General features: G+C 72.7%; 14 protein-coding genes. 5 read left to right on the forward strand and 9 right to left on the reverse strand.

The genetic code is table 11. The features are described from left to right. Positions 1–8: 8 nt before the first annotated feature. Positions 9–581, reverse strand: a complete 573-nt coding sequence (locus tag E0F75_RS09730; RefSeq protein ID WP_187622066.1) for an alpha/beta hydrolase — start codon at positions 579–581, stop codon at positions 9–11. A 496-nt stretch (positions 582–1077) separates the two neighbouring features. Further along, positions 1078–3348, reverse strand: a complete 2271-nt coding sequence (locus tag E0F75_RS09735) for an excinuclease ABC subunit UvrA (RefSeq protein ID WP_187622067.1) — start codon at positions 3346–3348, stop codon at positions 1078–1080. A 122-nt stretch (positions 3349–3470) separates the two neighbouring features. On the opposite strand from E0F75_RS09735, the gene E0F75_RS09740 reads away from it, so the two are divergent. Next, the gene (locus tag E0F75_RS09740) at positions 3471–4250 is read left to right on the forward strand and encodes a TetR/AcrR family transcriptional regulator C-terminal domain-containing protein (RefSeq protein ID WP_187622068.1); all 780 of its coding nucleotides are present in this window, start codon (positions 3471–3473) and stop codon (positions 4248–4250) included. Between the two features lie 189 nt (positions 4251–4439). Here E0F75_RS09740 and E0F75_RS09745 read toward each other — a convergent pair whose 3' ends face one another. After that, the gene (locus tag E0F75_RS09745; RefSeq protein WP_187622069.1) at positions 4440–5075 is read right to left on the reverse strand and encodes a TetR/AcrR family transcriptional regulator; all 636 of its coding nucleotides are present in this window, start codon (positions 5073–5075) and stop codon (positions 4440–4442) included. A gap of 194 nt (positions 5076–5269) precedes the next feature. Between E0F75_RS09745 and wrbA the strand changes: the two genes are divergently transcribed. After that, the gene (wrbA, locus tag E0F75_RS09750) at positions 5270–5878 is read left to right on the forward strand and encodes an NAD(P)H:quinone oxidoreductase (RefSeq protein WP_187622070.1); all 609 of its coding nucleotides are present in this window, start codon (positions 5270–5272) and stop codon (positions 5876–5878) included. A gap of 89 nt (positions 5879–5967) precedes the next feature. Here the strand turns inward: wrbA and E0F75_RS09755 are convergent, their stop codons facing one another. Both E0F75_RS09755 and E0F75_RS09760 read right to left on the reverse strand, forming a co-directional pair. Further along, positions 5968–6255, reverse strand: a complete 288-nt coding sequence (locus E0F75_RS09755; protein WP_030318196.1) for a metal-sensitive transcriptional regulator — start codon at positions 6253–6255, stop codon at positions 5968–5970. A 79-nt stretch (positions 6256–6334) separates the two neighbouring features. Further along, a complete protein-coding gene (locus E0F75_RS09760) occupies positions 6335–7135 on the reverse strand; it encodes a TetR/AcrR family transcriptional regulator (protein ID WP_187622071.1) in 801 nt (266 codons plus the stop codon). A gap of 265 nt (positions 7136–7400) precedes the next feature. On the opposite strand from E0F75_RS09760, the gene E0F75_RS09765 reads away from it, so the two are divergent. Further along, positions 7401–8747 carry a DHA2 family efflux MFS transporter permease subunit gene (locus E0F75_RS09765; RefSeq protein ID WP_308189568.1) on the forward strand — a complete coding sequence of 449 codons (1347 nt, stop codon included), beginning with the start codon at positions 7401–7403 and terminating at the stop codon, positions 8745–8747. Between the two features lie 101 nt (positions 8748–8848). Here E0F75_RS09765 and E0F75_RS09770 read toward each other — a convergent pair whose 3' ends face one another. Beyond that, complete coding sequence (locus E0F75_RS09770; protein WP_187622073.1) at positions 8849–9391, reverse strand: GNAT family N-acetyltransferase; 543 nt, start codon at positions 9389–9391, stop codon at positions 8849–8851. Positions 9392–9451: 60 nt separating this feature from the next. Next, on the reverse strand, positions 9452–9868 hold the full coding sequence (locus tag E0F75_RS09775; protein WP_187622182.1) for a YciI family protein: 417 nt from the start codon (positions 9866–9868) through the stop codon (positions 9452–9454). Between the two features lie 143 nt (positions 9869–10011). Between E0F75_RS09775 and E0F75_RS09780 the strand changes: the two genes are divergently transcribed. After that, complete coding sequence (locus E0F75_RS09780; RefSeq protein ID WP_187622074.1) at positions 10012–10641, forward strand: MarC family protein; 630 nt, start codon at positions 10012–10014, stop codon at positions 10639–10641. A 162-nt stretch (positions 10642–10803) separates the two neighbouring features. Here the strand turns inward: E0F75_RS09780 and E0F75_RS09785 are convergent, their stop codons facing one another. Then, on the reverse strand, positions 10804–12009 hold the full coding sequence (locus E0F75_RS09785) for a winged helix DNA-binding domain-containing protein (protein WP_229312604.1): 1206 nt from the start codon (positions 12007–12009) through the stop codon (positions 10804–10806). Between the two features lie 16 nt (positions 12010–12025). Then, complete coding sequence (locus E0F75_RS09790) at positions 12026–12826, reverse strand: alpha/beta fold hydrolase (RefSeq protein WP_187622076.1); 801 nt, start codon at positions 12824–12826, stop codon at positions 12026–12028. Between the two features lie 318 nt (positions 12827–13144). Between E0F75_RS09790 and E0F75_RS09795 the strand changes: the two genes are divergently transcribed. After that, a complete protein-coding gene (locus E0F75_RS09795) occupies positions 13145–13996 on the forward strand; it encodes a helix-turn-helix transcriptional regulator (protein ID WP_187622077.1) in 852 nt (283 codons plus the stop codon). Positions 13997–14088 lie beyond the last annotated feature (92 nt).

Here is a 14088-nt window from a genome sequence, read left to right on the forward strand (position 1 = left end):
GACCGAGCCTAATGACCCTTGATCCGCACCGAGGGGTCTTCGCACCACTCCAGGAGCGAGGGCCAATCCCCGTACCCGGAGTCGGGGTTGAGGTGCTCCCCGCCCGGTACGTGGTCCATGTCGAGGCCGAGCGGGAGGCCGTAGTGCACGTCGGCGCCGCCGGGGCAGTAGGGGTCGCCGTCGCCGTACACGAGACGCGCGTCGAGCCCGGCCTCCGTCAGGTCGAGCCCGTCGGCGAAGGCGGCGATCTCGGGGATCGAGGCGGTGACGGGGGGCGAGGGCGGGGCGACGAGCAGCACCCGGTCGGCGGCGGGCCGGCGGGCGCCGGCCCGCAGCCAGAGCAGCACGGACAGGCTGTGCGCGAGCACGACGAACTCGCCCTGCGCGGGCCGCGTGCCGTGTTCGTCCAGCGCGGCGAGCCAGTCGCCGAGCACGGGGGCCTCGGGCTCGGGCAACTGCGGATAGCGCACGTCGTGGCCGCGGGCCCGCAGCTGCTCGGCGAGCTGGTGCTGCCAGTGCTCGGGGGGCCGCCGGTTCTGGAAACCGTGCAGGATGAGGAAGGTCTTGGACGGGTCGGTCATACGGAGATGCTGCGCGCGAACCCGTGCCGGGGGCCACCCGATCCCAAGGACTGGACGCACCGCCTCCGGCGCCCGGTTGTGAGCATTCGTTCCTCTGGGGCGGACCCCACCGTCCCGGGCTGGGCCTCCGCCCGCCGCCCACCTCGTTGTGGGCATCTGTTCCGCTGGGGCGGAACGGGTGGGCACAACGGAACGGCGCCCTTTGCCGGGCCTAGGCTTCCGCGCCTGAACCCGCACCCCATGTGCGGTGCACAGTCGGGTGCGGGTCCAGGCACAAGGGGCGGAGGCGCCGCCAGGCGCGCCGTCCCGTGTGCCCACCCGTCCCGCCCTGCGGGACGATTGCCCACACGGCGAGTGGCGAGGCGGGGCGTGGCGTGTGCCCACACGGCGGGTGGCGAGGGCGCGGCCCGTGCGGGCGACGGCTGTGCCCCGGCGGCCGGGCGCAGCCCAAGCGGAGGCGGGCGTCGCACTGCGGGCGGCGGGCCGCGCCGACGGGTCAGGCGCCCACGTACTCCCGAAGGTGCCGCGCCGTCAGGGTGTCCGACTTCTCCACCAGTTCCGCCGGCGTCCCCTCGAAGACCACCCGCCCCCCGTCGTGCCCCGCCCCCGGCCCCAGGTCGATCAGCCAGTCCGCGTGTGCCATCACCGCCTGGTGGTGTTCGATCACGACGACCGTGTTGCCGGCCTCGACGAGCCGGTCGAGAAGGGCGAGCAGCTTGTCGACGTCGGCCAGGTGGAGCCCGGTGGTGGGCTCGTCGAGGACGTAGACCGCCGCCTTCTCCGCCATGTGGATCGCCAGCTTCAGACGCTGGCGCTCACCGCCCGAGAGCGTGTTGAGCGGCTGCCCGAGCCGCAGGTACCCGAGGCCGACGTCCTTGAGGCGGCCGAGGATCGTGCGGGCCTGGCTCTTGGCCGTGAAGAAGTCGTACGCCTCCTCGATCGACAGCGACAGGACCTCGTGGATGTTCTTCCCGTTCAGCCGGTACGTGAGGACCTCGGGCGTGAACCTCTTCCCCTCGCACTCCTCGCAGACGGACGCGACGCCCGCCGCGATGGCGAGGTCGGTGTAGACGAGCCCGAGGCCGTTGCAGCGCGGGCAGGCGCCCTCGGAGTTGGCGCTGAAGAGGGCCGGCTTGACGCCGTTGGCCTTGGCGAAGGCCGTACGGATCGGGCCGAGGAGCCCGGTGTACGTCGCCGGGTTCGAGCGGCGCGAGCCGCGGATGGGGGACTGGTCGGCGACGACGACCCCCTCGCGGCCCGGCAGGTTGCCGTGGATGAGGGAGGACTTGCCGGAGCCCGCCACGCCCGTGACGACGGTCAGGACCCCGGCCGGGATCTCGACGCTCACGTCCTTGAGGTTGTGCTGCGTGGCGCCGGTGATGCTCAGCGCGCCGCTGGGGACCCGTACCTCCGCACGGAGCTTCGCCCGGTGCGCGAGGTGGTTCCCGGTGAGGGTGCCGGAGGTGCGCAGACCGGGAACGTTTCCGCTGTAGCAGATCTCGCCGCCCGCGGTCCCGGCCCGCGGGCCGAGGTCGACGACGTGGTCGGCGATCTCGATGACCTCGGGCTTGTGCTCGACGACGAGGACGGTGTTGCCCTTGTCGCGCAGCCGCAGGAGCAGGTCGTTCATGCGCCGTACGTCGTGCGGGTGCAGCCCGGTGGTCGGCTCGTCGAAGACGTACGTGACGTCGGTGAGCGGGGAGCCGAGGTGGCGGACCATCTTCACGCGCTGGGCCTCGCCGCCGGAGAGCGTGCCGGACGACCGGTCGAGGGAGAGGTAGCCGAGGCCGATCTCGACGAGCGAGTCGAGGAGCTCGCGCAGGCCGGCGAGGAGCGGGGCGACGGAGGGGTCCTCGATCCGGCGGACGAACGCGGCGAGGTCGCTGATCTGCATCGCCGAGCACTCGGCGATGTTGACCCCGTCGATACGGGAGGACAGCGCCGCCCGGGTGAGCCGGGCGCCCTCGCACTCGGGGCAGGTCCGGAAGCCGACGGCCCGGTCGACGAAGGCGCGGATGTGGGCCTGCATGGCCTCCCGGTCCTTGGAGAGGACGGTCCGCTGGAGCTTCACCACGAGGCCCTCGTAGGTGAAGTTGTTGGTGCCGACCTTCACCTTGCAGGACGGCTTGTGGAGGAAGTCCTCCCACTCCTGGTCGGTGAAGTCCGCGAGCTTCTTGTCGGGGTCGTAGAAACCGGAGTGGGCCATGACCTGCCACATCCAGGAGTCGACAGCGTAGCCCGGGACGGTGATGGCGCCCTCGTTGAGGGACTTGGTGCGGTCGACGAGCTCGTCGACGTCGATGTCGGAGATCTGGCCGGTGCCCTCGCAGCGCGGGCACATGCCCTCGGGCAGGTTGAAGCTGAAGGCGCCCGAGGTGCCGACGTGCGGGGTGCCGAGGCGGCTGAAGACGATCCGCAGCATCGTGTACGCGTCGGTGGCGGTGCCCACGGTGGAGCGGGAGTTGGCGCCCATCCGCTCCTGGTCGACGACGATCGCGGCGCTCAGGTTGTGCAGTCCGTCGACGTCGGGGCGGGCGAGCGACGGCATGAAGGACTGCAGGAAGGCGCTGTAGGTCTCGTTGATCAGGCGCTGCGACTCGGCGGCGATGGTGCCGAAGACGAGCGAGGACTTCCCGGAGCCGGAGACTCCGGTGAAGACGGTGAGGCGGCGCTTGGGGAGGTCGACGTCGACGTTCCTGAGGTTGTTCTCCCTGGCTCCGCGGACCTGGATGACGTGGTGGCTGTCCGCTGCGACGGGGTGGTTCATGCGTGCGCCCTCCGGTGGTCGTCCTGTGTGCTGGGGAAGAGTACTCTATACAGCGTACAAAGTAAGCGGGAGCTATCCTGACCTGCGAGAACGCGAAGAACGCGAAGAAGGACGGCAGCGACATGGCGGCGGCGAAGGGGAAGAGCAGCAGCGGTGCGGGCGACCCGGCGCGCACCCTGGAGCTCCTGTGGCGCGACGGCTCGGCCGCCCCGGCGGGGCGCCGCGGCCCGAGGCAGGGCCTCACGGTCGACGCGGTCGTCGACGCGGCCCTCGCCCTCGCGGACGCCGGCGGGCTCGACGCTCTGACCATGCGTGCGGTGGCCCAGCACCTCGGGGTGACCCCGATGACGCTCTACACGTACGTCCCCGGCAAGGCCGAGCTCCTCGACCTCATGCTGGACGCCGTCTTCCTGCGCATGGACCGGCCGCCGTTCCGCCCGGAGGAGCCCTGGCGGGACCGCATCACGGCGGTCGCGGACGCGAACCGGGCACTGCATCTGAGTCACCCGTGGCTGGTCGAACTGCGCATCGTGCGCGCCCCGCTGGGACCCGGCGTGATGGCCAAGTACGAGTACGAGCTCGGCGCCTTCGAGGGCCTGGGCCTCGACGACGTGGCCAGGGACTCGGCGCTGACGTACGTCCTCGGCTTCGTCCAGTCCGGCGCCCGTGCGGAGCTGGACGCGCGGGCCGTGGCGCGGGAGAGCGCGATGTCGGACGGGGAGTGGTGGGACGCCCACGAGCCGCTGCTGGCCCGGGCGTTGGACCAGTCGCGGTTCCCGCTGGCGAGCCGGGTGGGGGAGGCGGCGGCGCTCGCGTACGACGGCCTGTACGACGCGGAACACGCGTACCGCTTCGGCCTGGCGCGGGTGCTGGACGGCCTGGCGACGCTGGGCGGGATCTGACCGATCCGCGGCCGGGGGCGGTGACGCGGGGGCGGTCGACCCGCGGCTGCTGGTCAGGGGCTGCCTGTGCTGGGCGGTCGACCCGCGGCTGCTGGTCAGGGGCCGGCCTTTGCGAGGGCGGTCGACCCGCGCCTGCTGATCCGGGCCTGCCCATGCGGGGCAGTCGACCCGCGGCTGTCGATCCGGGGCTCAGGCTCGCAGTCGGAGCAGCTCCCGTACCCCCGTCTTGAGGCGGTCCGCCGACAGCTCCTGCTCGACCGTCAGATGGTGCATGACGTCCGGCGAGAACGACGCGAGCAGCAGGTGCGCGAGGAGCGTGCTGTCGGAGCCGGGCCTCAGCCGCCCGATGAGCAGGGCCACATGCGTGTGCATCACGCGGTACGCGCCGCTGTGATAGCGGGCGCGGGGCGCGGCGGAGTGCGCGGCGAGCAGGATCTCGCGCTGCTCGCCGACCCGGTCGACGAGCGCGTCGAGGAAGGCGTCGAGCCGTGCGTCGGCCGGGGCGCCGGGCCCGAGCGGCGGCGGGCCGCTCATGTACGCCTCCTGGAACTGGCGCTCGCGGTCGTCGAGGAGCGCCCACAGGAGCTGGGAGACGTCGCCGAAGCGGCGGTAGACCGTGCCGACGCCTATGCCGCTGGCATGGGCGACCTGGTTCATGGTGACGGCTTCGGGGCCGTCCTCGCTGACGATCCGGGCGGCGGCGTCGAGGATCTTGCGCCGGTTGCGGGCGGCGTCGGCGCGCTCGGGCGCGGGGGTTCCGACGGTGGGGAGGAGGCCGAGCAGGGGTGCCGCCGTGCCTCCGGCCCGCGGAATCTCGGTGCTCATCTGCCGACTCCTGTTCTTGGTGCGCCGCCCGTGCGCCCTGTTGCGCGCTGTGTCGCGCTGTTTCTCTTTTCGCGCCCCGTCCCCCGTTCCGGTAGCCCTCGATGTGAGCATACCCGTTCCCCTTGCAAAACGGATAGCAATCCGTTTAGGCTCGTTCCGTTGAAACGGAAACTGATCCGCTTGAGGAGATCGCCATGTCCGTGAAGGTCGCCGTCATCTACTACTCGGCCACGGGTGCCGTCCACCAGCTCGCCCAGGCCGTCGCCGAGGGTGCCGAGAAGGCCGGCGCCGAGGTACGGCTGCGCCGGGTGCCCGAGCTCGCCCCGGCCGCCGCCATCGACTCGAACCCGGCCTGGCGCGCCCACGTGGACGCCACCGGTGACGTGGAGGTCGCCACCCTCGAGGACCTGGAGTGGGCGGACGCGTACGCGCTCGGCTCCCCGACCCGTTTCGGCAACGTGGCCGCGCAGCTGAAGCAGTACATCGACACCTCGGGCGGCCTCTGGCAGCAGGGCGTCATGGCGGACAAGCCCGCGACCGCCTTCACCAGCGCCCACAACCTGCACGGCGGCAACGAGTCGACGCTGCTCGCGCTCTACAACACCTTCCACCACTGGGGCTCGGTCATCGTCTCCCCCGGCTTCACGGACCCGGCGGTCTACGCGGCCGGCGGCAACCCGTACGGCACCGCTCACCCGGGCGCGAACGGCGCCCCGGAGGAGAACGTCCTCCAGGCCGCCCGCTACCAGGGCCGTCGTCTGACGACGATCGCGAAGCGCCTGAAGGGCCTCGCGACCGACTGATCGCGCCGACGGTCGTCACGGAAGTCCATGAAAGACGTACCCCCGGGGGAGCTCCCCCGGGGGTACGTCCGCGTCTCGAAGGGCGGTGATCAGGCCAGCGACAGGAAGAGCTTCTCCAGCCGGGCGCGCATCGCGTCACGGTCCTCACCGTTCCGGCGGGCGTCCTCGACATCGGTCAGGCACTGCTGGAGGCCGGTCGCGATGATCGCGAACCCGGCCCGGTCGAGGGCCCGGGAGGCGGCGGCCAGCTGGGTCACGACCTCCTCGCAGTCACGGCCTTCCTCGATCATCCGGATCACGCCGGAGATCTGGCCCTGAGCCCGGCGGAGCCGGTTCAGTACCGACTTCAGCTCCGCACCAGCGAGATCCAGTTCCACAGCTACTCCTCATCGATACCCCAGGGGGTAATTTACTCCCCGCGCGGGGCTCCGTCGAAGACCAAGGATGACACCTGCGTCAGGATGCGGGCGTGGACGAGGGCGCGGGGGCGGGTCCGGACCCGGGTGTGGACGCGTACCGCCGGAGGAACATCTCGACCCCGTCGACGACGAGGCGCTCGCCCAGTTCCTCGCCGAGCTCCGTCCCGTGCTGCTCGAACACCATCTGCGGGAAGACCAGCAGCGAGTAGAGCTGGAGGACGGCGACCTCCAGGTCGGGGATGTCGAGGAGGCCCCGGTCCGCGAGGGTGCGCAGGGCGTTCGTGACGGCGGGGTGGTGGCCGGCCGGGCCGTGCGCGCGCCAGGCGCGGCCCAGCTCGGGGAAGCGGTGGACCTCGGTGGCGACGAGGGTGCGCAGGGCGCGCCCCTCGGTGTCGGCGCGCAGGGCCAGGCCCCAGGCGCGACCGGCGTCGGTGAGGGCGGCCTTGAGTGCGTCGGGCCCGTCGGCCTCGACGAGCCGCGCGAGATCGGGCGCGTCGCTCCGCCCCTCACCGCTCTGGCCGCCCCGTCCGCCCTGTTCGCCCTGACCGCCCTGACCGCCCTGACCGCCCTGACCGCCCTGACCGCCCTGGCCGCTTTCGCTGAGCGGCTCGTCGAGGCCGCCCGCGACGACGGCGGTGAAGAGGGCTTCCTTGCTGCCGAAGTGGTTGTAGACGGTCACCTTGGAGACGCCGGCCTCGGCGGCGATGGCGTCCATCCCGACGCCGAAGCCCTCGCGGAGGAAGAGGTCGCGGGCGGCCCGGACGATCGCCTGCCGCTTGCGGGCGGCGCGGGGGCCGGTGGGGGCGGGCTTGGCGGCCGGTGCGGGCTGGGCGTCCATGGCCTCACCCTACCCAGGAAACTGTACTCTTGAGTTCAACTGTACTGTGCCGTACAGTTCAGTTATGCCCACCAACTCCGCCGCACCCTCCCCTGCCCACGACCCTGACCAGGACCAGGCCCACGACCCTGACGAGGCTCGCGATCCCGGCCGGGCCCACGACCCCGGCCAGGCGCACGACCAGGCCCACGGCGACCCGAGCCCCGCCCCGAGCCCCGACCCGCGCCGCTGGAAGGCCCTCGCCCTGATCTGCGCGGCCCAGTTCATGCTGGTCCTCGACGTGACCGTGGTGAACGTCGCGCTGCCCGCGCTCGCCACCGACCTCGACCTCGGGCGCACCGCCCTGACCTGGGTCGTCACCGCGTACACCCTCTGCTTCGGCGGACTGATGCTGCTCGGCGGACGGCTCTCCGACGCCCTCGGCGCCCGCCGGGTCCTCCTCACCGGCCTTGCCCTCTTCACCGCCGCGTCCCTGGCCTGCGGCCTCGCGCCGAACGCCGGCGTCCTGCTCGGCGGCCGGATCGCCCAGGGCATCGGCGCCGCACTGCTCTCCCCGGCGGCGCTCGCCCTGGTCACGACGGTGTTCCGCGGCCGGGAGCGGTCGAAGGCGCTGGGCGTCTGGGCGGCCGTCGGCGGTACGGGATCGGCGGTGGGCGTCCTGCTCGGCGGCGCCCTCACCTCGGGCCCGGGCTGGCCGTGGATCTTCTACGTCAACGTCCCGGTGGGCCTCGCGGTCCTGGCGACCCTGCCGAGGTTCGTACCGGCGACGGCGAAGCCCGCGCAGCGCGGCGGCGGCCTGGACGTCCCCGGCGCCCTCCTCGTCACGACGGCGACCGGCGCACTCGTCTACGGCCTGGTCACGGCGGGCGACTCCGGCTGGACGTCGACGGCGACGCTGCTGCCCCTCCTGGGCGCGCTCGTGCTCTACGGAGCGTTCGCGGCCACCGAACGGAAGACCCGCGTCCCGCTGATGGACCTGCGGATGTTCACCCGGCGACCGGTTGTCGTGGGCTCACTCCTCATGCTGGTTGCGACGGCGCTCCTGATCTCGTTCTTCTTCCTGGGCTCGATGCACCTCCAGCACGTCCACCACCTCGACGCCCTCCGCACCGGCCTGCTGTTCCTCCCGGTCGCACTCACCACGGCGATCGGCGCCCATCTGGGCTCCCGCCTGGTGAGCTCGGCAGGCCCGCGCGTCTGCGCGACGGGAGGCCTGACAGTCGCGGCCCTCGGCTGCCTCCCGCTGGTCTTCGCCGACCCCGCGTCCGGCCCGTGGACCACGCTCCTCCCGTCCCTCGCGACGGCGTCCCTCGGCCTCGGGGCGGTCTTCGTCACGGCGACGACGACGGCCCTGGGCCTGATCGCCCCGCACGAGGCGGGCCTCGCCTCCGGCATCGTGAACACCTTCCACGAACTGGGCGGCTCGATCGGCGTCGCGCTCGTCTCCACCCTCGCCCTGACCGCCACGACCACCCCGACCCCCACCCCGGCCGGCCTGACCGCCGCGTACACCCTCTGCACCGTCACGGCAGCGGCCGCGGCGCTGGCGTCCCCACTGCTCATCCCGAGGGGCCGCCCGCACATGACGGGCGGCCCGCACGGAATGCACTGACCGAGGGCCGACCCAGGTCGGAGCGAGCGCGGGTGCAGGGCGGGAGCGGGTTCTGGGCGGGCACGGGTCGGAGCGGGCACGGGATCAGAGCGGGGCCAGGATCAGAGCGGGGCCAGGATCATCAGGATCTCGTCCCGGTCGTCCCCGGGTGCTAGCCGAAGCGCCCCGGGCCAGCGTCCGATCTCCCGCCATCCGAGCCGCCCGTAGAACGTCTCGAGGCCGACGCCACCGCGTGCGGCGAGACGGAGCTGCTCGAGTCCCATCTCGTCGCGGGCGATCTCCCGTACGCGACGCACGAGGGCGGCCCCGATCCCGTGCCCCCACAGACCCGTCCGGGTCTGGACGTGGTGGAGCGTCCCCCAGTGCGCGACGAGCCGGAACTCGTCGCGGCGGACGTTCAGCCATCCGACGACGTCGTCGTCGATCGACGCGACCAGAAGACGGCTCGACCCGGGATCGAGGCCCGCGACGAGGAAGTCGACCGCGGGTCCTGCCTGGTGCGCGTCGATCGGCGGGAAGGGGAAACCGGCCGCCCCACCCGCGTTGGTCACCTCGATCCAGCAGTCGAGGAGTTCGTTCCGCAGCTCCGGGGAGACGTCCTCCGGAGCCGTGAACTGTCGCAGAGCGAGGGATCCGATATCCACGCGGCCGATCCTCGCACCCGGCACTGACAGTGCCGGGTGCGAGCGAGTGGCCTCGCGCGGTCAGTCCTGACGGGGTCCTGCTTCGTCGACCGGCCTGATGACCACCGCGTACTCCGGGGCGCCGGCCGGCTGCGGGCAGCGGGCGACCTGGGCGGCGATCTCCGTCACGCGCTCCAGGGAGGCGCAGTCGAGGAGCCAGTAGCCCGCGATGACCTCCTTGGTCTCCGCGTAGGGGCCGTCCGTGACGACGGGTCCGCCGTCGCCGTCCACCGTCACGAAGCGGGTCGTGGACGGGGCCGCGAGGCCCTGGCCGTCGAGCATCTCGCCCTTCGCCGTCAGCTCCTCGTTGATCGCGTTCATGTGCTCGAACATCGCCTTGAGGTCCGGCTTGGTCCAGGCGGGGCTGCTGTCGGTGGGGTTGCCCACCATGGCCTCGTAGTCGGCCTGACTGCCCTGCACCATCACCAGGTACTTCATGACGTCCTCCTCGCTCATCGTTCTCGGCTTCCTGGGCGTACCGCCTCTCGCAGGACAGTCGGAGCGGAAGACCGGTTCTCGACACCGCGCGGGCAGCGGCCGGAAAAACCGGAGAAATCACCCGCCCGCCCCATGATTCCGGTGTGAACGCCTTCAGCTACTCCGCCGCCTTCATCACCTTCTTCTCCGTCGTCGGCCCCCCGAAGGTCCTCCTCGCCTTCGCCGGCCTCGCCCAGGTCCATCCCGTGAGCCAGATGCGGACCATCGCCCTCATCTCCTCCGGCGCGGCCGTCCTCGTCGGCCTGGTCATGGGCATCACGGCCCCGTGGCTGCTGGACGTCTTCCACATCAGCACCCCGGCACTCCAGCTCGCGGGCGGCGTCATCTTCTTCATCTACGCCGTCGGGCTCGTCCTCGGTCTCCATCTCGGCTCCAACACCACCCACCAGGACGCCCCCGACCTGGTCAGCGGCGTGCGCGAGCTGCTCATGCCGTACGTGGTGAGTCCGCTCGCCATGACGGCCGTGCTCATCGAGGCGGCCGCCCGCGACTCCTTCAGCTGGCGCTCGACCGTCGTCGGCGCGTACGTCTCCGTCATCGCGCTCGACCTGATCTGCGTCGTGCTGCTCGCCCGCGTCCTGCGCCGCACCCACCACGCCACGATCGAGCTCCTCGGCCGTCTGCTCGGCCTGCTGCTCGCGGCCGTCGGCGTGGACCTGGTCCTGGACGGCCTCTCGGAACTGGGCGTCCCGGGCCTGTACCTGCGCAAGTGAGGGGAGGGGAGGCGAGGGTAGGGGAAGGGCACGGGCTCAGGCGCCGGGGGCACCGGCTCAGGCGCCGGGGGCACCGGCTCAGGCGCCCGGGACACCGGCTCAGGCGCCCGGGACACCGGCTCAGGCGCCCGGGGCACCGGCTCAGGCACCAGGGGCACCGGCTCAGGCGCCCAACTCCCGTTCCAGCGGCGTACGGAACCTGGGCGTCACCCGTACGTCCCCGACCCACCCCGCGAGCCGCTCCGCCTCCGCGCCGATCGCCCGCCCGGCCGCCGCGCCCACGTCCGTCAGGAGCCGGTGGATGATCTCGCCGTCCGGGCGCTGAGCCCACCCGCCGACGATCCGGCCGTCCCACCACACCGTCGGCCCGATGTTCTCGCTGCGGTCGTACAGCGCCGCCCGGTGCTCCGGGTCCAGGTACCAGTCACGCGCCTGCCAGCCCATCGCCGTCGGATCGAGCGCGGGCAGCAGCGCCGCCCACGGCTCGGGCTCCGCCACCCGCTCCGTCACGGGGTCGAGGTCGTCCGGCAGGACGAAACCGGTCCCCTCGTCGAGGGTCACCGGCAGCGCCCCGACGGCGGCGAGCGCCCCGCGCACATCCGTCACCTTCCACCCCGTCCACCACTTCAGATCCGCCTCGGTGGCGGGCCCGCAGGCCCGGAGCCACCGCTGGATCAACTCGGCGCGCGCCGTGGCCGGATCGAGCGCGGAAGCCGGCCCGGAACGGGCATCGGCGGGACGCGCCCAACGGAACTGGCTGGACGTCCACGTGCCCTGAGGCCGGCCCCGTACGATCCGCCCCTCCATGCCGAGCACCCGCAGCACCCGGCTCGCGACGGACTGGACGCCCCCCTGCCGCGTGCCCTTCGCGTACAGATACGTCGATCTCAACGCCGGTACGGCTCTGCCGAGTTCGGCGCCGGTCGCCTCGCCCCGTACGGCCAGCTCGGCGAGGACGAGCCGCTCGGTCTCCGCCAGCCACGCGGCGTCGAAGTCGCTGCCGGCCGCCAAGTGCTGGATCAGCGTGGTGCGCTCGCGGACGGCGGCCGGGTCGCTCGTCGAGGTCTGGACCGCGGGGGCGAGCGCGGCGGGGAAGACGAAGACCGTGTGCCGCATGCCGTGCATCCGGACCAGCGACCGGTCCTCGTACAACGCCCGCTCGACCTCCGCCACGGGCCCGGCCTTCCCGGCCAGCCGCGCCCCCACGGCGAGGAACACGCTCGCCGGGTCGGTCCCGTGCAGGGCGACGAGCGCCCCCGCGACCTCCTCCGCCGACCCGGCCCGGACACTCCCGGCCAGCCGGTGCCGCACCCCGAGCCGCGCCCTGCGCTCGGCGGCGTCGATCGTCCTCGTCCTCGTCTCACCCATGCGGCCAAGCATGGCCTCAGACGCGGACAGGAACGAGGAAATCCGTCACGGTCTCCACGAACTCGTCCTCCTTCTCGAAGAAGACGACATGACCGGCGTCGATCTCCGCGTACGCGCTGCCGCCGATCGCCGCGTGCAGCTCCCGGCTGTTCTCCACCGGGACGGTGGCGTCCTGCGCGCACCCCACGACCAGCGTCGGCGCCGTGATCCGCGGCAGCAGCGCCCGGATGTCGACCTCCAGGTCGAGCGCCACGTGCCGCAGGGTGCCCGGGGTGGGCGGCATGTTGGGGATGAGCGCCTCGACGCCCTCGCGGCCGACGGAGTTGAGGAACCCGCGGCTGAACCCGGTCATGGTGACGCTCCGCCCGAAGCCGGCCGGGTCGAACTCCCCGAGTCGCTGCCAGAGCGTGAACAGGTTCCGCAGGTACTCGTCGCCTTCGGTGTACGCCCACCCCGCGACCAGGACGAGCCGGTGGACCAGGTCGGGGCGGAGGGCGGCGACGGCCGCCGAGACCGGGGAGCCCATGGAGAAGCCGAGCAGGTCGACGGGTCCGGTGCCCGCGTCCTCGATCACGGCGATCACCTGCGCGGCGAGCGACTCGACGGTCAGCGGACCGCCGTCGTCGACGGTCCGGTCGGCGCCGGACAGATCGAGCGTGATGACCGTACGGCCGGTGGCGAAACGGGGCGCGGTCTGCCCCCAGTTGACGACGGCGCCACCGGAGCCGGTGCCGTGGACGAGGAGAAGGGCGGGCCCGGCGCCCGAGCCCTCGACGTCGTAGCGGACCAGGGCGGTGCCGACGGTGACGGTGGCCATGCGTGTGCTCCAGGGGGTGGGTCGGGATGGGGTGTCGTTGGCCGACACCCAGAACCCTGCCGCCCACCGGAGACAGACGGGAGAGCCCTTCCGACCCTGGGATCGGCAGTCCCTGGATGGCCTCGGGGAGACGTGCGAGGGTGTTGCCCGGGCCGGGTGATGGTGTTGCCCGGCGGGGCGGAGGTGCTGCTCAGGCGCGGCGGAGGTGCTGATCAGGCTGGGCGGAGGTGCTGCTCAGGCCGGGCGGAGGTGCTGCTCAAGCCGCGGGAGGGCCCTGAGAAGCTGCTCCTGACGAGGGTCCGGAAGGATGATGACCATATGACGACGATCGACCGCCGCGAGCTCGCCGACTTCCTCCGACGCGCCCGCGACCGGGTCCGTCCGCAGGACGCGGGTCTCCCGGTGGGGCCCAGGCGCCGTACGCCCGGACTGCGCCGCGAGGAGGTCGCCCAGCTGGCCGGGATGTCCGCCGACTACTACATCCGCCTGGAGCAGGCCCGCGGCCCGCAGCCCTCGCCGCAGATGCTCGCCTCGCTCGCCCGCGCGCTGCGGCTCGGCACCGACGAGCGCGACCACCTGCACCTCCTGGCAGGGCACCGGCCGCCGGCGGGCCCCATGGCCGGCGACCACGTCTCACCCGGGCTGCTCCACCTCCTGGACCAGCTGCGGACGACGCCTGCGCAGGTCCTGAGCGACCTGGGGGACGTGCTCGCGCAGAACGAGATGGCCCGCGCGCTGCTCGGCGGGGTGTGCACGGTGTCGGAGCACGGCCGGAACGTGGTGTGGCGCTGGTTCGCCGATCCGGAGTCCCGGACGTCGTACCCGGCCGAAGAGCACGCGTACCACAGCCGCCTCCATGTCGCGGATCTGCGCGCGGCGTTCGGCCGCCGCTCGGGCGATCCGGCGGTGACCCGGCTGGTGGAGCGGCTGCGCGGGGCGAGCGAGGAGTTCGCGGAGCTGTGGGAGCGGCACGAGGTGGCGGTCCGCAGGCACAACCGGATGCGGGTCGCGCACCCGGTGATCGGCCCGGTGGACCTGGACTGCCAGGTGCTGCTCGCCCCGGAGGGCGAGCAGCGGCTCGTCCTGTTCACCCCGCCGCCGGGCACGGACACGGGGAGCCGGCTCGCGCTGCTCGGTGTGGTGGGCACGGAGCAGTTCACGAAGGGGTGACGGGTCCGGGCGGCCACAGCCACCCGGGCGGCCCCGGCAGTCGCGCCAGTTACGCCAGTCGCGATAGCCCCGACAGCCGCGACGGGATCAGC

Source organism: Streptomyces sp. CB02980, from assembly GCF_014451325.2.
GTDB lineage: Bacteria > Actinomycetota > Actinomycetes > Streptomycetales > Streptomycetaceae > Streptomyces.

Bases quoted from the DNA above. Each gene is read 5' to 3' on its own strand.
- E0F75_RS09760 (WP_187622071.1), bottom strand. From the start codon at position 7,135: ATGGACGCCCAGCCCGCACCGGCCGCCAAGCCCGCCCCCACCGGCCCC.
- E0F75_RS09765 (WP_308189568.1), top strand. From the start codon at position 7,401: ATGCTGGTCCTCGACGTGACCGTGGTGAACGTCGCGCTGCCCGCGCTC.
- E0F75_RS09735 (WP_187622067.1), bottom strand. From the start codon at position 3,348: ATGAACCACCCCGTCGCAGCGGACAGCCACCACGTCATCCAGGTCCGC.
- E0F75_RS09775 (WP_187622182.1), bottom strand. From the start codon at position 9,868: ATGAAGTACCTGGTGATGGTGCAGGGCAGTCAGGCCGACTACGAGGCC.
- E0F75_RS09745 (WP_187622069.1), bottom strand. From the start codon at position 5,075: ATGAGCACCGAGATTCCGCGGGCCGGAGGCACGGCGGCACCCCTGCTC.
- E0F75_RS09730 (WP_187622066.1), bottom strand. From the start codon at position 581: ATGACCGACCCGTCCAAGACCTTCCTCATCCTGCACGGTTTCCAGAAC.
- E0F75_RS09740 (WP_187622068.1), top strand. From the start codon at position 3,471: ATGGCGGCGGCGAAGGGGAAGAGCAGCAGCGGTGCGGGCGACCCGGCG.
- wrbA (WP_187622070.1), top strand. From the start codon at position 5,270: ATGTCCGTGAAGGTCGCCGTCATCTACTACTCGGCCACGGGTGCCGTC.
- E0F75_RS09785 (WP_229312604.1), bottom strand. From the start codon at position 12,009: ATGGGTGAGACGAGGACGAGGACGATCGACGCCGCCGAGCGCAGGGCG.
- E0F75_RS09790 (WP_187622076.1), bottom strand. From the start codon at position 12,826: ATGGCCACCGTCACCGTCGGCACCGCCCTGGTCCGCTACGACGTCGAG.
- E0F75_RS09795 (WP_187622077.1), top strand. From the start codon at position 13,145: ATGACGACGATCGACCGCCGCGAGCTCGCCGACTTCCTCCGACGCGCC.